The organism is Glycomyces sp. NPDC047010 (assembly GCF_040644205.1).
GTDB lineage: Bacteria > Actinomycetota > Actinomycetes > Mycobacteriales > Micromonosporaceae > Glycomyces.
The window spans coordinates 63,633-82,885 of the sequence record NZ_JBEYVY010000004.1; the positions used below are offsets into that span (position 1 = coordinate 63,633).

16 protein-coding genes are annotated in these 19,253 nt (G+C 72.5%); 5 read left to right on the plus strand and 11 right to left on the minus strand.

The genetic code is table 11. The features are described 5' to 3' along the window. Positions 1 to 18: 18 nt before the first annotated feature. From AB0A65_RS09430 to AB0A65_RS09480, 11 genes are all read right to left on the minus strand, one after another. Complete coding sequence (locus AB0A65_RS09430; protein WP_359948926.1) at positions 19 to 3,030, minus strand: glycoside hydrolase family 38 C-terminal domain-containing protein; 3,012 nt, start codon at positions 3,028 to 3,030, stop codon at positions 19 to 21. 147 nt (positions 3,031 to 3,177) lie between these two features. Next, on the minus strand, positions 3,178 to 4,422 hold the full coding sequence (locus tag AB0A65_RS09435) for a four-carbon acid sugar kinase family protein (RefSeq protein WP_359948929.1): 1,245 nt from the start codon (positions 4,420 to 4,422) through the stop codon (positions 3,178 to 3,180). 9 nt (positions 4,423 to 4,431) lie between these two features. Continuing rightward, a complete protein-coding gene (locus AB0A65_RS09440) occupies positions 4,432 to 5,106 on the minus strand; it encodes a substrate-binding domain-containing protein (protein WP_359948932.1) in 675 nt (224 codons plus the stop codon). Next, complete coding sequence (locus AB0A65_RS09445; RefSeq protein ID WP_359948935.1) at positions 5,103 to 5,750, minus strand: hypothetical protein; 648 nt, start codon at positions 5,748 to 5,750, stop codon at positions 5,103 to 5,105. The genes AB0A65_RS09440 and AB0A65_RS09445 overlap by 4 nt, the downstream gene beginning before the upstream one ends. After that, the gene (locus AB0A65_RS09450) at positions 5,747 to 6,535 is read right to left on the minus strand and encodes a TIM barrel protein (protein WP_359948938.1); all 789 of its coding nucleotides are present in this window, start codon (positions 6,533 to 6,535) and stop codon (positions 5,747 to 5,749) included. The genes AB0A65_RS09445 and AB0A65_RS09450 overlap by 4 nt, the downstream gene beginning before the upstream one ends. Beyond that, complete coding sequence (locus AB0A65_RS09455) at positions 6,532 to 7,515, minus strand: phosphoglycerate dehydrogenase (protein ID WP_359948941.1); 984 nt, start codon at positions 7,513 to 7,515, stop codon at positions 6,532 to 6,534. The genes AB0A65_RS09450 and AB0A65_RS09455 overlap by 4 nt, the downstream gene beginning before the upstream one ends. After that, entirely contained in the window at positions 7,512 to 8,939 is a 1,428-nt protein-coding gene (locus AB0A65_RS09460; RefSeq protein ID WP_359948944.1) for an NAD-dependent succinate-semialdehyde dehydrogenase, read from the minus strand. The genes AB0A65_RS09455 and AB0A65_RS09460 overlap by 4 nt, the downstream gene beginning before the upstream one ends. Continuing rightward, entirely contained in the window at positions 8,936 to 10,663 is a 1,728-nt protein-coding gene (locus AB0A65_RS09465) for a glycoside hydrolase (protein ID WP_359948947.1), read from the minus strand. Before AB0A65_RS09465 ends, AB0A65_RS09460 begins: the two co-directional genes overlap by 4 nt. A gap of 2 nt (positions 10,664 to 10,665) precedes the next feature. After that, positions 10,666 to 11,529, minus strand: coding sequence for a carbohydrate ABC transporter permease (locus AB0A65_RS09470; protein WP_359948950.1), 864 nt, complete (start codon positions 11,527 to 11,529; stop codon positions 10,666 to 10,668). Next, on the minus strand, positions 11,526 to 12,443 hold the full coding sequence (locus tag AB0A65_RS09475) for a sugar ABC transporter permease (RefSeq protein ID WP_359948953.1): 918 nt from the start codon (positions 12,441 to 12,443) through the stop codon (positions 11,526 to 11,528). Before AB0A65_RS09475 ends, AB0A65_RS09470 begins: the two co-directional genes overlap by 4 nt. Then, entirely contained in the window at positions 12,440 to 13,717 is a 1,278-nt protein-coding gene (locus tag AB0A65_RS09480; RefSeq protein WP_359948956.1) for an extracellular solute-binding protein, read from the minus strand. The genes AB0A65_RS09475 and AB0A65_RS09480 overlap by 4 nt, the downstream gene beginning before the upstream one ends. A gap of 186 nt (positions 13,718 to 13,903) precedes the next feature. Here AB0A65_RS09480 and AB0A65_RS09485 point away from each other — a divergent pair, with 186 nt between their 5' ends. The 5 genes from AB0A65_RS09485 to AB0A65_RS09505 all read left to right on the plus strand — a co-directional run bounded on the left by AB0A65_RS09485 (position 13,904) and on the right by AB0A65_RS09505 (position 19,173). Continuing rightward, positions 13,904 to 14,584, plus strand: a complete 681-nt coding sequence (locus AB0A65_RS09485) for a GntR family transcriptional regulator (RefSeq protein WP_359948959.1) — start codon at positions 13,904 to 13,906, stop codon at positions 14,582 to 14,584. Then, positions 14,581 to 15,819 carry an FAD-binding protein gene (locus AB0A65_RS09490; RefSeq protein ID WP_359948962.1) on the plus strand — a complete coding sequence of 413 codons (1,239 nt, stop codon included), beginning with the start codon at positions 14,581 to 14,583 and terminating at the stop codon, positions 15,817 to 15,819. Before AB0A65_RS09485 ends, AB0A65_RS09490 begins: the two co-directional genes overlap by 4 nt. A 67-nt stretch (positions 15,820 to 15,886) precedes the next feature. Then, the gene (locus tag AB0A65_RS09495) at positions 15,887 to 16,612 is read left to right on the plus strand and encodes a GntR family transcriptional regulator (protein ID WP_359948965.1); all 726 of its coding nucleotides are present in this window, start codon (positions 15,887 to 15,889) and stop codon (positions 16,610 to 16,612) included. A gap of 159 nt (positions 16,613 to 16,771) precedes the next feature. Continuing rightward, complete coding sequence (locus AB0A65_RS09500; RefSeq protein WP_359948968.1) at positions 16,772 to 18,139, plus strand: hemolysin family protein; 1,368 nt, start codon at positions 16,772 to 16,774, stop codon at positions 18,137 to 18,139. After that, positions 18,136 to 19,173 (plus strand): hemolysin family protein, encoded by a 1,038-nt coding sequence (locus tag AB0A65_RS09505; protein WP_359948971.1) that lies wholly within the window; start codon positions 18,136 to 18,138, stop codon positions 19,171 to 19,173. Before AB0A65_RS09500 ends, AB0A65_RS09505 begins: the two co-directional genes overlap by 4 nt. Positions 19,174 to 19,253 lie beyond the last annotated feature (80 nt).

Genomic DNA, 19,253 nt, shown 5'->3' on the forward strand with positions numbered 1-19,253 from the left:
CCGGCCCTTAGTCCTGTCCTATGCCCGCGCGAGCCGCAGCGTCACGAGCTGGAAGGGCCGCAACGCGAGCGACACCGAACCGGCGTCGGTCGCGGTGACCGCGGCCGTCCCGGTCTCGCGTTCCAGCAGGTCCGTTTCGAGGACCCCGCCCGCCGTGAAACCGAGGTCGAGCACCGCCTCCGTGCGCGCGCCGTGGGCCTCGTAGAGGCGCACCACGACATCACCCGAGCCGTCGTCGGCGAGCTTCACCGTCTCCACCACGACCGCCGGATTGTCCACGGCCACAAGCGGATCAACCGATCCCACAGACGCGGCGCGCAGCGGCAGGTTGAGCCGGTACCCCGCCCGCACCGCCTCCGCGACGCCGCCCGGGACGAGCGACGTGCGGAAGACGTGCTCGCCCTGGTCGGCCTCCGGGTCCGGGAACAGCGGGGACTTCAGGAGCGTCTGGCGCACCACCGAATAGGTGCCGCCGCCTTGGCGCGCATGGCGGGTCACGTCGTGCCCGTAGGTCGCGTCGTTCGCGACGCCCAGGCCCCGGCCCGCCTCGCCCACGTGGACCCAGCGGTGCGCGCACGTCTCGAACCGGGCCTCGTCCCAGCTCGTGTTCGTGTGCGTGGGCCGGTCGATGTGGCCGAACTGGATCTCCGAACGCGCTGACGCCGTGTGCACGTCCACCGGGAACGCGAACTTCAGCATCGTCTGCCGTTCATGCCAGTCCACGGTCGTCTCGACGTCGACCGCGGCGCGGCCCGCCTCCACCGTGAACACCTGCGTGATAGTCGACTCGCCGAGGGTCCGCACCGTGCGCACCGCGGCCCGCCCGGCGCCGTCCTCGACCACCTTCACCTCGTCGGCGGCAATGAGGTCCCGGCCCGAGCGCCGGTACTCGATGTCCACGTCCCACGCGTCGTACTGCCGCGGCGTGTCCGTGAACGCCTGGAGCAGCCCCGCGCGCTGGCCGGGCGGCACGGTCTCGCGGCCGGTCGCCCCGTCCGTGAGCGAGGTGATGAGCCCGTCGGCGTCGAAGACCACGCGGATCTCGCCGTTGTCGACCACCGTGGACCCGTCCACGAGTTCCACCGTCACCGCGCCCTCGACCCGCTTGGCCCCCACGGCGAACGCGGGCACGCCGTCGAGCTCGTAGGGCCCGGAGTTGACGAACCCCTCGTCACCGGTTCCGAGGGCGGCCACCGCTTCCGCGATCACCGGTTCGAGGTCGGCCTCGATCTGCGCGTACTCCTTTGCGACCTGGTCGTAGACCCAGCCGATCGAGGAACCCGGCAGGATGTCGTGGAACTGGTTGAGCAGCACCGTCCGCCATGACTTCCGCAGCAGCTCGTGCGGGTACTCGGCGCCCGTGCGGACCGCCGCGGTCGCCGCCCACAGCTCCGCCTCGTGGAGCAGCGCCTCGCTGCGGCGGTTGCCGCGCTTCGTGCGCGCCTGCGACGCGTACGTGCCGCGGTGGTTCTCCAGGTACAGCTCCCCGGACCACACCGGACGCGACGGCAGCTCCTCCTCGGCGGCCTCGAAGAACACGATCGGCGGCGCGATCCGCACCGTCGGCGACCCCTCCAGGTCCATCGCGCGCCGAGCGGCCGCCATCATCTCGCGGGTCGGCCCGCCGCCGCCGTCGCCGAACCCGAAGGGCACCAGCGACATGTTCGCGCGGCCCTTGTCGGCGAAGTTCCGCTCGGTGTGCGCCAGCTCCTTCGGCGTGAGCTGCGAGTTGTAGGTGTCGACCGGCGGGAAGTGCGCGAAGATCCGCGTCCCGTCGATGCCCTCCCAGTCGAACGTGTGGTGCGGGTACTTGTTGACCTCGTTCCACGACAGCTTCTGCGTCAGGAAGTACCCCGCGCCAGCCGCGCGCGCGATCTGCGGCAGCGCCCCCGTGTACCCGAACGAGTCGGGCAGCCACACCTCGCGGGTGTCGACCCCGAACTCCTCCAGGAAGAACCGCTTCCCTTCGGTGAACTGCCGCGCCATCGCCTCGGACCCTGGCATGTTCGTGTCCGACTCGACCCACATCCCGCCGACGGGAACGAACCGGCCCTCGGCGACGCGGGCGCGGATGCGCTCGAACAGCTCCGGGTAGAAGTCCTTGATCCACGCGAACTGCTGCGCCGACGAGCACGCGAACACCAGGTCCGGGTCGGCGTCCATCAGCTCCAGAACGTTCGAGAACGTGCGTGCGCACTTGCGCACCGTCTCGCGCACCGGCCACAGCCACGCCGAGTCGATGTGCGCGTGGCCCACCGCGAACACCTGGTGCGCGCTGCGAGCCGCCGGCGCCGACAGGACGCTCCGCAGGGCCTTGCGGCCCGCGACGGCGGTCCCGTGCACGTCGTGCGGGTGGACCGCGTCGACCATCGCGTCGAGCGCCGTGAACAGCTCGGCCCGCCGCGGCGAGCCCTCCGGCAGCTCCAGTGCCAGGCCGCGCGCGGTCGCCACGTCCTGCACCAGCTCCCACACCGTCGCGTCCCGCTGCACGACCGCGACGCGGCCCAGCCGGTAGATCGGCGCGTCGGACGCGGTCTCGTAGCGCCCCAGCGGGGTCGGCGCGAACCGCACGCCGCTGGTGAACACGTCCGGGTTCGCCGCCGCCTCCACGTACAGCTCGAACGACTCGCCGGGCCGGAGCCCCAGCCGCACGTAGTCGTTCTTCGGCTCGATCGCCTTCAGCGTGCGGCCCGAGCCGTCGAAGACCAGCGCCTCCACTTGGAAGCCCGCGCCTTCGCCGATGAACCCGGGGTCCACCACGAGCTCGACTTCACCGGGCTCGGCCGACCACTCGGACGGGACCGTCCCGGACACCTTGAACCACACCGTGCCCCAGGCCCGGCCCCAGGCGTGGCCCTCCTCGACCGGCTCGTACGCCTGCCCGACGGCTTCACTGAACGGCACCGGCTCCCCGGGCACCGCCCAGGCCGCCACCCGGACCGGCGCGCTCGCCCGCTCCCTCGCCGGTTCCAGGCGCTCCTTCACGAAGCGGTCGAGGCGGACCTTGACGGCGTGCTGCTGCTGATGCAATTGAATCTCCTCAATGGGGGAGGGTCGTGAGCATTCGACGTGCCGGGTCGGCCCCCGGACGGCGTGCGCCCGCGGCCGATGCGAGTGTAAGCCTTTTCCCGGGGCTCGCGGAACGGGCGGAAGCGGACCGTTCGCTCCCCGTGTCGCTCAAGCGATCCCGAACGCGGCCAGGACCTCGGTGAGCGTCTCCGGTCCGCCGACGTTCCCCGGGACGACCGCGTACCGCCGCTCCCGGCCGTCGCGGCCCCGCAGCGACCACGCCGACACCCCGGGCAGGACCTGCCCGAGCACCAGCGCCGACGACGCCCCGATCCCGGTCCGGGCCACCTCCGCGGACGTGATGCCGCCCTTCGCGACCACCGTGTCCACGCGCGGCAGCACCTCCCGCACGGCGGCCGTCAGCGCCGCCATCACGCGCTCGCCGTGCGCGAGCGTCCCGTGGCCCGCGGACCGGTCCCGCTCGCTCGTGAGCACCGCGACCGGTTGTGCTTCCAGCGCCGCGAGCACTGCGGCCGCGGCCGCCCGCCCCTCGGCCTCCGGATCGGCGAGCGCCGCCCGCGTGTCGACCACCACCGGTGCGCCCCAGGCGGCCACGACCGGCGCGAGCTGCGAAGTGGCCCCGCCGGTGTGCGAGCCGCACACCAGGAGCACCTTCCCCGGGTCGCTCGTCAGCGGGAGCGGCAGGAGTCCGTCGCTGGCGACGCCCGCGAGGGCCGCGGCCAGCGGTGCGGCCGAGCGCACGACGACCTGCACGCCGCGGGCCTCGGCCACCTCGATCGCGGCGGCGATCGCGTCGATGTCCGCCGCCCCGACGGCGTCGGGGAGCACCACGGAGCCGGACGGCGCCGAGGCGATCGCCTTGTCGAGCCCGCCGCCGCGCACCGCGTCCAGTGGCACCGGGACGGGCTTGCGCCCGGACCGCGCGGCCGCGAAGTCCGCAAGCGTCCCTTCGGTGTACCCGAAGACCGGGTCCTGCGCGTACTCGCTGCGGTCCGCGGGCAGCTCCTCGTCGCCGACGCGCACGTAGTGGACGCCGCCGCGGGTGGTCCGGCCGCCGTCGGGGAACGCGGGCGCGAAGACCATGACCCCGCCGCCGCTGAGGAACACCTCGGTCTCGGCGAACACGTGCCCGCGGAGCGTCGAGTCGCCGCGGAGCACGAACCTGACGGCCTCGCCGAGCCGCTCGCCCGCGGCGAGCCCGTCGGCGCGGATGCGCCTGGCGAGCGCGACGGCCTCCGGTTCGGGCAGGGCGCGGCTGTTGGTCTGCACGTACACCGCGTCGTCGCGGCGCAGCGCCGCGACGAGCAGGTCCGCGGAGGTGTCGAACAGGACCGTGACTCCGGTGGCGGCCTGGGTGCCGGTGGGGTCGTCGTCGAGGACGATGGTCTTCACGCGCGCCCCCTAGACCGCTTCGAGTCCCGCGTCCCGGTACCGCGCGACCGCGGCGGGGGACGCGAGGTGCGCCACGAGCGCCCGCGCGGCCTCGCCGGTCCCGGCGCCGGTGGCCGCGGCGAACACCGTGTAATGCTGGGCCGCTTCGGGAAGCGGGCCGACGAGCCGGGCCTCCGGGACGAACCGGAGTTCGCTCAGCTGCTGCACGGCGAGGTCGGCGCGCCCGTCGAGGAGCGTCTCCGCGACGAAGCCCTTCTCCACGACGGTGGCGCGGGCGTTGACGCGGTCGGCGATCCCGAGGTCGCGCAGGAGCGACGCGAAGTAGACGCCGGAGGCGCCGGTCTGCGAGTACGCGACGGAGCGGGCCCCGATGAGCGCGGCCTTCAATGCATCCACAGTGGAGATGTCGGGCAGGTCCGTGTCGCCGGGCGGCGCGGCCACGCCGACCCCGACGCGGGCGATCTCGGCGGCCTCGTCCAGGACGCCCGCCACGACCAGCTCCGCGAGCTGGCGGCCCACCCCGATCATGACGTCGGGCAGGTCCCGGTCCTCGATGCGCTGCAACAGGACGTTCGTGGGGTCGTAGACCGTCTCGACCTCGTGCCCGGTGGCGGCGGTGAAGTCGTCCAAAAGACCCGCATCGAGGGCGAGTCGGACGGCCAGGGTGCTGAACAGGCGGATCATGCGCTGGGCCTTTCGGTGAGCTGGGTTTTCAGGAGCGCGGCGGCGGCGAGCGGCCCGGAGACCACGGGGACGCCGAGGCGGTCTTGGAGCAGGTCGGCGGCGGGCGCCAGCGAGTACTGGGCGAGGACCACCGCGTCGTACCCCCGGCCTGCCCGGACCGTGGCGTACAGTGCGTCGGCGAGCCCGGCGGTGTCGCCGGTGCGGCTCGGTCCCATTGCGGCCGTTGAGGTCGCGGACTCGACCTCGGTGCCCTCGACCACCGCCCGGAGCCGCTGCACGGCGTCGAGGGCGGCGGTCGCGAAGGACGCCACGACGAGCACGTCCGCCCACTGCTCGCGGGCGACCCGCGCGAACGCGGCCTCGTCGGGCGCGAGGACCGGGACACCGATGTCGGTGGTCTCGGCGACCGGCCCGTACATCGAGCACGTGAGCAGCACCCCGGCCGCCCCGCCGTCCTTCGCGAACGCGATCAGCCGCGACATCCGCTCGGCGAGTGCGGGAGTGAGCCCGCCCGCCGCATCTGCGTCGGGCAGGAGCCGGTCGTCCAGGAGGTTCCACGGCTCGGCCTCGGGGAAGCCCGCGGCGAGCCCGTCGACCGCGGGCGCGACGGCCGCGGTCGTCCCGTGGATCAGCGCGATCCTCACGGCGCCAGCTCCTCTCGCCAGCCGAGCCCTTCGACGGTGCCCGCGGCGGGCGCGTACTCGCACCCGATCCACCCGTCGTACCCGCTCGCGGCGACGGCCGCGAACACGGACTTGAAGTTGACCTCGCCGGTGCCGGGCTCGTGGCGCGAGGGCGGGTCGGCGATCTGCACGTGGAACGCGCCGGGCAGCTCGGTGCCGATGAGCGTCAACAGGTCGCCTTCGTCGATCTGCGCGTGGTACACGTCGAGCAGGACCCCGACGTTCCCCGCGTCGCAGACCTCGGCGACCGCGCGGGCCTGCGCCTGCGTCTCCAATACGAACCCGGGCGCGTCGCGCTTGTTCTGCGCCTCCAGCAGGAGCCGCACGCCGGTGCCCGCGGCCTGCTCGGAAGCCCACGCGACGTTCGCGACGTACCGCGCGAACGCCCGGTCGCGGCTCGTCCCGGGCGGGACCATCCCGCCCACGAGGTGCACGAAGTCCGCGCCGAGCGCGATCGCGTAGTCGAGGGCGCTCAGGAACTCGTCCCTGAAGCGCGGCACCAGGTCCGGGAAGCAGGTGATGCCCTGCTGCTCCGGGGTGCCCTTCGCGCCCATCGGCGTGTTCACGAGCACCTGGTGCAGCCCGTTGTCGTCCAGGCGCTTGCGCAGCTCGCCGGCCTCGTACGGGTACGGGTCGGGGAACTCGACCCCGGTGAACCCGGCCGCGGCGGCGGCCGCGAACCGGTCGAGGAACTCGTGCTCGGTGAAGAGCCACTTCAGGTTCGCGTCGAACCGCAGCGCACTCATCCGGCCCCCTTCAGGTAGTCGGGGTTGACGAGGTTACCCGGCCGCGGGTTCCCCGCGAGGAAGTCCGCGACCTGCCCCGCGGCCATGAGGCTCGACCTGGCCCGCGCCTGGTGCGTGGCCGCGCCGATGTGGGCGGTCACGAACACCCGGTCGAGGCCGCGCAGCGGGCTGTCGGCGGCGAGCGGCTCGGCCTCCAGGACGTCGAGCGCGGCGCCGCGCAGGTGCCCCGAGCGCACGGCGGCGGCGAGCGCCGCCTCGTCCAGGACCCCGCCGCGGGCGGTGTTCACGATGAACGCGCCGGGCTTCATCGCGGCGATCCGGTCGCCGTCGATGAGGTTCCGGGTCGACTCGTCCAGGAACAGGTGCAGCGTCAGGAAGTCGGCGGCCGCGAGCACCGCGTCCAGCGTCCCCCGCTCGACGCCGTGGTCCCCGGCGAAGTCCGCGTCGAAGTACGGGTCGTACGCGATCACGGTCATCCCGAGCGCCCGCGCGACCCGCGCGACGGCCTTGCCGATCGAGCCGAGGCCCACGATCCCGAGCACCGATCCGGCGAGCTCGGTGCCGCTGGGCTGGTCCCAGCGGCCCTCGCGCACCGCCGCGATGTTCTGCGGCAGCAGGCGGGCGCCGTTGACGAGCTGGCCCAGGACCAGCTCCGCCACGGACTCGCGGTTGACGCCGGGCGTGTACGTGACGGCCACGCCCGCCCCGGTCGCGGCGGCGACGTCGATGTTGTCGAACCCGACCCCGCAGCGCCCGAACACCCGCAGTCGCGTTGCTGCGCCGATGACCTCGGCGGTGAACTTGTCGGTGCCCGCGACGACCGCGTCCGCGTCGGCTATGGCGTCCGCAAGGGACTGCCCGCTCTCGCGACGGTCGGCGGCGCGGGCGAACACCACCTCGTGCCCGGCGTCCCGGAGGAGCCGGTCGACCTCGCCGCCCGGCTCCAGGTAGGCGGTGGTGACGAGCACGCGCGCGCTCATGAGCCCTCCTTGCGGACCTGGGTGTAGACGGCGACGGTGTACTCGCCGATGCCTTCGGTGCCGCCCTCGCGGCCGTACCCGGAGGATTTGACGCCGCCGAACGGCGCTTCGGCGACCGCGAGCGCGGTGCTGTTGACGCCGATCATGCCGACGTCGAGGCGCGCGGCCACGTCCCGCGCCGCGTCCTCGGGCCCGAAGACGTAGGCCGCGAGGCCCTGCTCCACGGCGTTCGCCTTCGCCACGGCCTCGTCGACGCCCTCGTACGGCAGGACGGGCGCGACGGGCCCGAACGGCTCCTCGGTGAGGATCCGCGCGTCCTCGGGCACGTCGGCGACCACGGTGGGCGCGTAGAACCAGCCCGGCCCCTCGACGCGGTGCCCGCCGGTGAGGATGCGGGCCCCGTGCTCGCGCAGGTCCGCCACCAGCGACTCGACGGCGGCGAGGCGCCGTGCGTTCGCGAGCGGCCCCACGTCGACGCCCTCGGCGTCCCCGGGCCCGACCACGAGATTCGCGGCGGTCTCGGCGAACACCGCCGCGAACGCCTCAGCGTCGGCCCGCGGCACGAAGAACCTGGTGGGGGAGATGCACACCTGCCCCGCGTTGCGGAACTTCGCGCCCGCGAGCGTCTTTGCGGCCGAGACGATGTCGGCGCCGGGGAGCACGATCACGGGCGCGTGGCCGCCGAGTTCGAGGCTGAGCGGCTGGAGGTGTTCGGCGGAGAGCCGCACGAGCTCCCGGCCGACCGGGATCGACCCGGTGAGCGTGATCTTGCGGATCACCCGCGACCCGATGACCTGCGCCGCGATGGCGGGCGCGTCGCCGGTGACGACGGCGACCGCGTCCCCGGGCAGGCCCGCCTCCACGAGGCACTGCGCCATCGCGATCGCGGCGCTCGGCGCCTCTTCGGCGGGCTTGATGAGGATCGAGCACCCGGCCGCGACCGCGGGGGCCATCTTGCGGGCCGGGAGGGAGGCGGGGAAGTTCCACGCGGTGAACGCGGCGACGGGCCCGATCGGGCGCCGCTGCACGGTGAACTCGCGGTCGCCCTCGGCCCAGGTCCGGCCGAGGTCGCGCACGGCTTCGCGCGCGAACCAGTCGAAGTACCCGGCGGACTGCTCGATCTCGGCGCGGGCCTCGCCGAGGGGCTTGCCCTGCTCGGCGGTGATCGCCCTGGCGACGTCCTCGGCGCGCTCGCGCAGCAGCGTTGCGGCCCTTGAGAGGACGCGTGCCCGTTCTGAGTGGGCGGATGCCCGCCAAGCTTCGAAGCCCCGCGCGACCGCGGCGAGCGCGTCGTCCACATCGGATTCGGTGGCAAGGGCCGCGCTGCCGGTGGCCTCGCCCGTGGCGGGGTCGTGCAGCGGGACGGCCCCGCCGTCGGCGGCCGCGCGGAGGCGGCCGCCGACGTACAGGAGTGCCTCGGTCATCGCGGTTCCAGGACCACGAGGGACACCGACGGCAGCGGGAGCGCGGTCTCGTACCGCAGCGCCCCGCCCTCGGCCTGGACGGTGCGGGCGTCGCCCACGGTCTCCAGGCCCTGCCTCGCGTGGATCGCCTTGAGCGCGTCCGCGTCCGGCTCCTGCGGGGACCCGAGGGCCTCCCACACGGTGTGCGCGTTGGAGTGGTCGGCGTCGATCCGGTACTCGGTCGCCGTGTACGACCCGGCGTCGAGGCCGCTGAAGGCGAGGACCGCGGCGGTCCGTTCGGCGTCCTGCGCGTACTGGTCGTCGCCGTGGCGCCACACGAGCGCGGTCACGGTGCCGTCGTCGGCGATGGACGCGAGCGCGTCGACCTCCTCGGGCATCCCGTACTCGCGGCCGGAGAGGTCGTCGATGGGGAACGCCTTGTCGGAGACGGCCGGGAGCCGCCTGTCGCCGAGCTTCGCGAACAGCCGGTAGGCGTTCATGAACGGCTTCTCGATGCCGCCCTGGGTGGTCCAGGACCGGGTGCCCTCGAAGTATCGCTCGCCCTCGAAGTAGAACGACCAGGTGGTCGCCTGCTCGATGTTGTCGTTGTGGGCGGCGGCGAGGTCGAGGAGCTTCTTCATGAGCTTCGCCTGGAACACCGGGTAGTACTCGGTGTTCTGGAACCGGAAGTTCGGGTTGTCGTAGGCGGAGTGGTGCGCGGGCACGCCCGCGTCGCACTCGTCGATGAGCGCGGGCAGGGCCGCGTACTCGGGGAACTCGTCCATGACGGCGAGCAGCCGGTCCACCTCGAACAGCATCTTCATCGCCGAGGGCGACTCCTGCACGGGCGCGGGCGCCCCGATGGGCCCGTAGGTGCGCCACGGCGTGAACGCCGACCCCTTGGTGTGGAACGAGACGTAGTCCAGGGGCGTCCCGGTCCGCTTGCAGTGCTCCAGGAACCCGCGGAGGAACTCCACGCCCGCGTCCCCGCCGGTGACCGAGGGCCCGCCGACCCGCGCGTCCGGGAGCACGCCCCGGATCGCCTCGGCGGTGACGGTGTACAGGTCGTAGTACTGCTGCGGGGTGCCGCGCCAGTAGAAGATGTCGGGCTCGTTCCACAGCTCCCACACCCAGGTGGAGACCTCTTCGGCGCCGTACCGTTCGAGGACGTGCGCGGCGGTGGCGGCGCACAGCCCGGCCCACTTGCCGTAGTCCTTGGGCGGGAACGACCACAGGCCGTGCTCGTAGGCGCTGTAGACGGTGGGGCTGGAGATCACCGGGAACACGTCGTGGGCCTTCTCGGGCACGAGGTCCTTGGGGGTGAACCCGAGTTCGACGAGCACGTGGTGGCCGGCGCCGGTGATGGCGTCGTAGGTCTCGTCCAGGAGCGTGAAGTCGTAGAACGGGTTGCCGTCGGCGTCCTCGTGGTAGACGTTCCCGTTGCCCCAGTGCGGCTGGCCCCAGCCGCTGCCGGAGCAGAACATGTAGTGCGGCCGCACGTGGTAGGCGCGGGGCGAGAACTCGCCGATGCTGCCGAGCAGCTTCTTCCCGTCGGGCCGGTACGTGTAGTTGATCTCGTCGTAGCCCATGCTCGCCCAGATCGGGGCGAGGTCCCCGGTGGGGGACGCGGCGTCGATGCGGACCTCCGCTTCGCGCACGTGCCGCGGGTGCGGGTCGGACAGGGCCGCCCTCGGGTGGGCGCGGTTGTGTCCTGCGTGCTCGGAGGAGCGGACGGTGTCAGCCATTGTCAACCTTTCAGACCGGTGTTGCTGATGCCCTCGACGATGAATCGCTGGGCGATGAGGAAGATGAGCAGCGGCGGGGTGATGGCGAGGATCGTGGACGCCATGACCACCCCGTATTCGCCGTCCCCGTACGCGGACCGGAACGTGATGAGCGCGAGCGGGAGCGTCTGCATGGAGGGGGTGGAGGTGGCGATGAGCGGCCACAGGAAGTCGTTCCAGGCCGCGAGGAACACGAGGATGCCGAGCGTGGCGAGGCCGGGCCGGATGAGCGGCAGCACGATGTAGCGGTAGTTCTGCCACGCGTTCGCGCCGTCGATCTTCGCGGCCTCGGTGAGCTCCGCGGGCAGGTTCGCGATGAACTGCCGCAGCAGCACCACCCCGAACAGGGACACCACGTGCGGGATGATCAGGGCGCCGTAGGTGTTCAGCAGGCCGAGCGCGGCGAACTGCTTGAACAGCGGCACGAGGATGACCTCCGTGGGGACGAGCATCATGAGGACGATCGCGGCGAGCACGACCGCGGAGCCGCGGAACGGCAGCCGGGCCAGCGCGTACGCCATCATCGAGCACACGACGAGCGCGAGCACGGTCGCCACGACGGCGACGACGGTGCTGTTGAAGAACGCCACGAAGACGTTCACGGCCCGCCCGTCGGGCTGCACGAGCTTCGACCAGTTCTCGGCCGTGGGGTCGGACGGGAGGAACCCGGAGCCGGAGGTGATCCGCTCGGCGTTGAACGAGCCCACGAGGACCCAGATGATCGGGAGGGTCCACGCGAGGGCGAGGACCGCCGCGATGATGGTGCCGATGCGGCGGGCGCGCCGGTCGGGGCTCTTGGATCGCGGGCGCAGGACGGCGGCGGTCATGAGGCCCTCCTTCGGGTGAGCGCGAGCTGGACGACGGTGACGACGAGGATGATGAGGGCGAGGGTCCAGCCGATCGCGGCGGCGTACCCGGTCTGGAAGTCGCGGAACCCGGACTCGTAGAGCATCTGGATGACCACGCGGGTGGACCCGGCGGGCCCGCCCTGCGTCACGAGGTACACCTGCTCGAAGACCTTGAACGAGTCGATGAGCCGCAGCAGGACCACGAGCATGAGCACCGGCGCGATCGCGGGGAGCGTGATGTACCGGAAGCGCTGCCAGAGGTTCGCGCCGTCGATCTTCGCGGCCTCGTAGAGCTGCGCGGGGATGTCCTGGAGCGCCGCGAGGAGCACCAGCAGCGGGAAGCCGACGCGCCACCACAGGGTGATGAGGACGACCGCGCCCATGGCGTCGCCGGGCGTGGACAGCCACGCCTGCTCGGGCATGCCGATCGCGCCGAGGATCTGGTTGACGTTGCCGCCCAGGGGGTTGAGCGCGGTCTGCCAGATGATGGCGACGGCGGCGCCGGTGAGCAGGTAGGGGGAGATGAACGCGGCGCGGATGGCGCCGCGGCCGCCGAGCCGCTGGTTGAGCAGCATCGCCAGCAGCAGGCCCACGGCCACCAGCACGGGCACGTTGAGGACCACGAACAGCGCCGTGTTCCCCAGGGCCGCGTGGAAGTCCGGGTCCGTGACGAGGCTCGCGTAGTTGTCGAGGCCGACGAACCCGCCGGTGCCCTCGGCCATGTTGGTGTCGGTGAGGCTCGTGTAGAAGCCGTTGACGACCGGCACGACCCACAGGAACACCAGGAGCGCCAGGAACGGCGCGGCGAACAGGATGCCGACGCGCGTGAACCGCTTGCGCCGCTTCGGGGCCGCTGCGGGGGTCTCGGTCTCGGTCTCCATCGTTGCGGTCATCGGGTGGCCCCCTGGATCGCGGCGGTCGCCTGCCCGGCGGCCTCGGACATGAGGGACAGGTCCTCGTTGCGGTACACGATGGACTGGGTGGCGCTGGTCAGGTACGTGAACGCCTGGTTCCAGCGCGGCACGTACGGCAGGAACCTCGCGCGCGGCTGCTCCTGGACGAACGTGGTCATCTCGGTGACGACCGGATCGTCGCTGGCGGCGATCGCGGCGTCCACCCCGTTGAAGGAGGGCGCCTGCGACCCGGCCCAGGTGACCGACCCTTCGCGCACGACCCACTCGATGAACTTCGCGGCCTCGGCGCTCACCCACTCGTCGTTGCTGCGCTGCTGGGGGATGCAGTACACGTGGGAGGTGGCGGCGACGGCGGGCGCGGCGTCGAAGAACGCCGGGAGCGGGGCGACCCCGAACTCCTTGCCGTCCTCCTCGTTGGCCTTGACCATGTCGGCGAGGCCCCACGGGCCGATGAAGATCATGCCGACCTGCTCGTCCTGGAACTGCTGCCCCATCTGGACGCCGTCGAGGAGCTGCGTCGGCGCGATCCGGTCCTCGTGGACCCAGCGCCGCTCCATGTCGATCGCCTCCAGCGAGGCGTCGGAGTCGAACACGGCGGTGCCGTCCTCGGCGACGAGCGTGCCGCCGTTCTGCCAGTTCATGGTCAGCCACGGCATCCACGCGGCGGGTTCGCGGATGAACCCCCACACGCCGCTCTCCTTGAGCGCCTTGCCCGCGGCCACGAACTCGGCGGCGTCGGCGGGCGGGCGCTCGGGGTCGAGCCCTGCTTCGGCGAACAGCCGCTTGTTGTAGACCATCGCCTGCGGGCCGGTGCTCATGGTGATGCCGAGGCGCCTGCCCTCGACCACGGCGAGGTCCTGCGTGCCCTCCACGAAGTCGGTGTCGGCGAAGCCGAACGACGCGAGGTCGAGTTCGTGGAGGAACCGCCGCAGGGGCGCGACCTCGTTGTTGTGCAGGGCCATGATCGCGGGCGGGTTGCCCGCGATGGACGAGGTGACGAGCTTGGTGAGGTAGTCGCCGCCGTACGCGGGCGCCGACATGCGGATCTGCGCGCCGGTGGACTGCTCGTTGTACCGGTCGACGATGCCCTGCATGACGACGCCGTCGGGTCCCGTGTAGAACGTGACGAATTCGAGGACGTTCCCGCCGGTGGCGGTGGTGTCGTCGAACGGGGAGCCGCAGCTGGTGAGGAGCGGCCCGGCGCTGAGCGCCGCACCCGCTCCGAGGAGTGCTCTTCGGGAAATCTGGACCATTCGGCGCGCCTCCTTGCGCGATCCGGTGCCGCTGTCAGGGGTCGGCCCCGTCCCAGGGAAGGGCCTGTCGGCTCGGGTTTTCGAGGGCACCGGTGCCGACCCCGGGAACGCTAACCCAGCGATTGGAGATTGTCAACAATAAATAATCTGCAAGTCGGTGGTACGCTTCCCGGCGAAGGAGGACCCGTGCAACTCACCCCGTTCGACGTCCCCGGGACCACCCCCGCGCTGGCCGCCCTGGTCGCGGACCGGTTGCGGGACATGATCACCCGCGGCAGGCTCGCCCCCGGCGAACGCCTCAAGGAGACCGAGCTCGCCGACGCGCTGCACGTCAGCCGCGGCCCCGTCCGCGAAGCCATCGCTCTGCTCACCGCCGAAGGGCTCGTCGAGACCCAGCGGTACCGCGGCGCCCGCGTCATCAGCCTCACCGCCCGCGACATCGAGGAGGTCTACTCGCTGCGCCTCGCCATCGAGCGCCTCGCGATGGCCCGCGCCGCGACCCGCATGGACGCCGACCACCTCGCGGCCCTGGACGACGTCCTCGCCCGCATGGAGGGCCTCCCCGCGAGCGCCGCCGCCGGGGACGTGGCCGCCCTCGACCTCGAATTCCACGACCTCGTCTACGAGGCCGCCGCCCACGCCCGCCTCGACCGCACCTGGGCGCCCATCCGCAGCCAGGTCGCCGTCTTCCTCAACGCCCGCACCGACGGCGACTACTTCCGGTCCACCAGCCACGCCAAGCACGCCCGGCTGCGCGACGCCCTCGCCTCCGGCGACCCCGCCGCCGCGACCGCCGCCATCGACGACCACATCGGCTGGGTGCTCCTGCGCCTCGCCCCCTCCCACATCGACGAAGGAACCGCATGAACACCAACTGGGCCGGGAACATCCGCTTCTCCACCGACCAGACCGCCCGCCCGCGCACCGTGCCCGAGCTCCAGGACACCGTCGCGGCCGCTAGTCGCGTGCGCGCCGTCGGCACCGGCCACTCCTTCAACGACATCGCCGACACCGACGGCCTCATGGTCTCGGTCGCAGACCTCCCCGACGACGTGCGCATCGCTCCCGACCGCCGCACCGCCTCCGTCCCCGCCGGAGCCCCCTTCGCGCACGTCGCCCGCGCCCTCCACGCCGAGGGCCTCGCCCTCGGCAACACCGGCTCGCTCCCGCACATCTCCGTCGGCGGCGCCGTCGCCACCGGCACCCACGGCTCAGGCGACCAGAACCCCGCCCTCTCCGGGTACGTCGCCGCCGTCGAATACGTGCGCGCCGACGGCGAACTGCTCACCCTCGCCCGCGGCGACGACGCCTTCGACGGCTCCGTCGTGGCCCTCGGCGCCCTCGGCGTCGCCGTGCGCCTCCACCTCGACGTGCGCCCCGCGTTCGACCTGCGCCAGGACCTCTTCCTCGACGCCCCATGGGAACCCGTCCTCGACGGCTTCCACGCCATCACCGCCGGCGCCTACTCCGCGAGCCTCTTCATCCAGGACTGGGCCGCCCCCGCCCTCAGCCAGATCCTCCTCAAGACCGCCGGCCCCGACCGCCCCGCGCTCCCGGTCCCCGCCCGCTACTCCACCGCCCGCGCCGTCTCGCCCGTCGCCGGAGCCGACGACGACACCGTCACCCTCCAAGGCGGCGTCCCGGGCCCCTGGCACGAGCGCCTCCCGCACTTCCGCCACGACGCCGCCCCCAGCAACGCCGGGGACGAACTCCAGTCCGAGTACTTCATCGACCGCGCCCACGCCCCCGCCGCCCTCGACGCCCTCCGCGGACACGCCGACGCGATCAACCCCGCGCTCCTCGTCTCCGAGATCCGCACCCTCGCCGCCGACGACCTGTGGCTCTCCGGCGCCTACAAGCGCGAGACCGCCGCCGTCCACTTCACCTGGAAGCCCCACGCCGACGCCGTCCGCACCGCCCTCGCCGCCGTCGAGCACGCCCTCGCCCCCTACGACCCCCGCCCCCACTGGGGCAAGCTCGCCCTGGCCCCCGACCGCCTCGCCCGCTTCCCCCGCGGCCGCGCCTTCCGCGAACTCGCCGACCACGCCGACCCCTCCGGCAAGTTCCGCGGCCCCTTCCTCGACCGGGTGCTCGGGGCCTGAAGCGCCCCACCGGCTTACACTGGACCACCGGGCCGCGAGGCGGCCCGGCACACGAGAGGGGACGGACGTGGCGGCACCGGATCTCATGGGCGCGCCCGCGATGCCCCCCGCCCTCTCCACCCTCGTCGCCGACCGCCTGCGCGAGATGATCACCCGCGGCCTCCTCGCCCCCGGCGAACGCCTCAAAGAAGCCGAGCTCGCCGACTCCATGGCCGTCAGCCGCGGCCCCGTCCGCGAGGCCATCTCCATCCTCGAACGCGACGGCCTCATCGAGACCCTCCGCCACCGCGGCGCCCGCGTCATCACCCTCACCTTCGACGACATCGAAGAGGTCTACTCCCTCCGCCTCGCCATCGAACGCCTCGCCATGGAGCGCTGCGCCGCCCGCGCCGCCCCCGAGACCCTCGCCAAGATGGACGACGTCATCGCCCGCATGAAGGCCCTCGCCCCCGACGACGACCACGTCGCCCTCGACCTCGAATTCCACGACCTCGTCTACGAGGCCGCCGACCACACCCGCCTCCAGCGCACCTGGAACCTCCTGCGCAGCCAGGTCTCCATGTTCCTCAACGCCCGCCTCGACCGCGACCACTTCCGCGCCTCCGCCTGGAGCGAGCACGCCGAACTCCGCGACGTCCTCGCCACCGGCGACCCCGCGGCCGCCGCCGCGGCCGTCGAACGCCACATCGGCTGGACCCTCCGCCGCATCCGCGAGACCCGCGCCGCCGACCCCGACACCCCCGCCACGGGCCCGCTCTCCGGCCCCGGCCCCAAGGGCAAGACCGGCCTCTGACCACCCGCCGACACGGAGTGTGATCCGGGCGCCCGCACCCTGCGAACAGCGCCGGACAACCGCTATCCTCGTCCGCATGGACGATTCACCCAGTCATAAACCCTGGCTCACCTCGGGGCGGCCACTGCCGGTCCCCGCCATGTCGCAGCGAGGTGAGCGTTGAGCACGGAAGTCTGGGGCATCCTCGCGGGTGTCATCCTGACCGTCGGCACGGGCCTGTTCGTGGCCTCCGAATTCGCCCTCGTCAACCTCGACCGCGCGGAGCTGGAGCGCCGCCGCGGCCAAGGCAAGAAGGGCCTCGCCCCCACCATCAAGGCCCTCAAGATCACCTCCACCCACCTCTCCGCCGCGCAGCTCGGCATCACCCTCACCACGCTCCTCGCCGGGTACACCTTCGAGCCCGCGATCTCCTCGCTCCTGCGCGCACCGCTCCTGGACCTCGGCGTCACCGACAGCGCGGTCAACGGGATCGGCGCGGTCGTCTCGATCGTCGTCGCCACCCTCTTCTCGATGATCCTCGGCGAACTGGTCCCCAAGAACTTCGCGCTGGCGGTCCCGCTGGCGACCGCGAAGCTCGTGGTCCCGTTCCAGATCGCGTTCACCGCCGTGTTCAAGCCGCTCGTGGTCCTGTTCAACGGCACCGCGAACCGCACGATCCGCGCGATGGGCATCGAGCCCAAAGAGGAGCTGTCGGGGGCCCGCAGCGCCGAGGAGCTCAGCTTCCTCATCCGGCGCTCGGCCACCGAGGGCGCCCTCGACCGCGACGAGGCGGCGATGCTCCACCGCACGCTCACGTTCTCCAGCCACACCGCCGGAGAGGTCATGACCCCGCGCGTCAACGCGGTCACCTTGGAGCGCACGGCGACCGCCGCCGACGTCATCGCCGAGGCGGCCCGCACCGGGCACTCCCGCTTCCCCGTCCTGGGGGAGGACGTGGACGACGTCATCGGCGTCGCGCACGTCAAGACCGCGTACGGCGTCGAGTTCGACCGCCGCGGCGCCGTCCCGGTCACCGACCTCATGTCCGAGCCGCTCAAGGTCCCCGAGACCGCGGGCGTCGGCTCGCTCCTTGGCACCCTGCGCGGCCGCGGCTTCCAGATCGCCGTGGTCGTCGACGAGTACGGCGGCACCGCCGGGATCGTGACCCTCGAAGACCTCGTGGAGGAGATCCTCGGCGAGGTCCACGACGAGCACGACCGGCGCCGCGCCGACATCGTCAAGAACGCCGACTCCATAGTGGTCTCCGGGGCCCTGCGCCCCGACGAGCTCTGGGAGCGCGCGGGCGTCCGCATCCCCGAAGGGGAGGACTACGAGACCGTCGCGGGCTACGTCCTCGACGCGCTGGAGCGCATCCCCGCGCTCGGCGAGGAGATCCGCCTCGAACGCGGCCTCCTCCGCGTGGACCGCCTCACCGGTTCCCGCATCGACCGCCTCCGCTACCTGCCCGACGACCCGGCCACCGACCCGGCCTTCGGCGGGACGCGCGAGCGCATCCTGGAGACGTTCGAGCAGGAGGCCGACCGATGAGCGAGTACCTTCCCGGACTGGTCTGGCTGGTGGTCCTGCTGGTCGCCAACGCCTTCTTCGTGGGCGCGGAGTTCGCCGTCATCTCGGCCCGCCGCTCCCAGATCGAACCGCGCGCCGCCGCCGGCAGCCGCGCGGCCAAGACCACCCTGTGGGCCATGGAGCACGCGACGCTCATGCTGGCGACCAGCCAGCTCGGCATCACCGTGTGCTCCCTGGTGATCCTGAACGTCTCCGAGCCCGCCATCCACCACCTGCTCGAATACCCGCTCGGCTGGACCGGGCTCACGCCCGCGATGGTCACGGGCATCGCGTTCGCGGTGGCGCTGCTGGTCGTCACGTTCCTGCACGTGGTCTTCGGCGAGATGATCCCGAAGAACCTCGCGTTCTCCGTCCCGGACCGCGCCGCGCTCATCCTGGCGCCGCCGCTGGTGTTCGTCTCGAAGGTGGTGCGCCCGCTCATCTGGTCGCTCAACGCCATCGCGAACGGCGTCCTGCGGCTGTTCCGGATCGAGCCGAAGGACGAGGCCCAGAGCGCCTACACCATCGACGAGGTCGCCACCATCGTCGAGGAGTCGCAGCGCGAGGGCACCCTCGTCGACGACTCGGGCACGCTCACCGCCGCGTTCGAGTTCACCGAGAAGACGGTGGCCGACGTGGAGGTCCCGCTCGCCGACCTGGTGCTCCTGCCCGCGGGGGCGACCCCGCGCCAGGTCCAGGAGGCGGTCTCCGAGAGCGGGTACTCCCGCTACGTCCTGGAGAACGGCGGCACACCGCACTCCTACCTGCACCTCAAGGACGTCCTGGACCTCACCGGCCCGGCCGACCTCGACGCGCCCATCCCCGCGGACCGCTTCCGCGACCTCCCGGCGGTCGACGCCGCGGCCGAACTGGAGGACGCGCTCGCGCAGATCCGCTCCCAGAACGCCCACGTCGCCCGCGTGACCGGCGCCTCCGGCACCGTCACCGGCGTGCTCTTCCTTGAGGACATCATCGAGGAGCTCATCGGCGAAGTGCAGGACGCCGCCAGCGCGTGATCCCCGACCGGCCGCGCGGTCCGCCGCGCGGCCGGTCACTGAAAATCCCGTACCGCTTGACTTCCCGCCGGGGGTCGCGT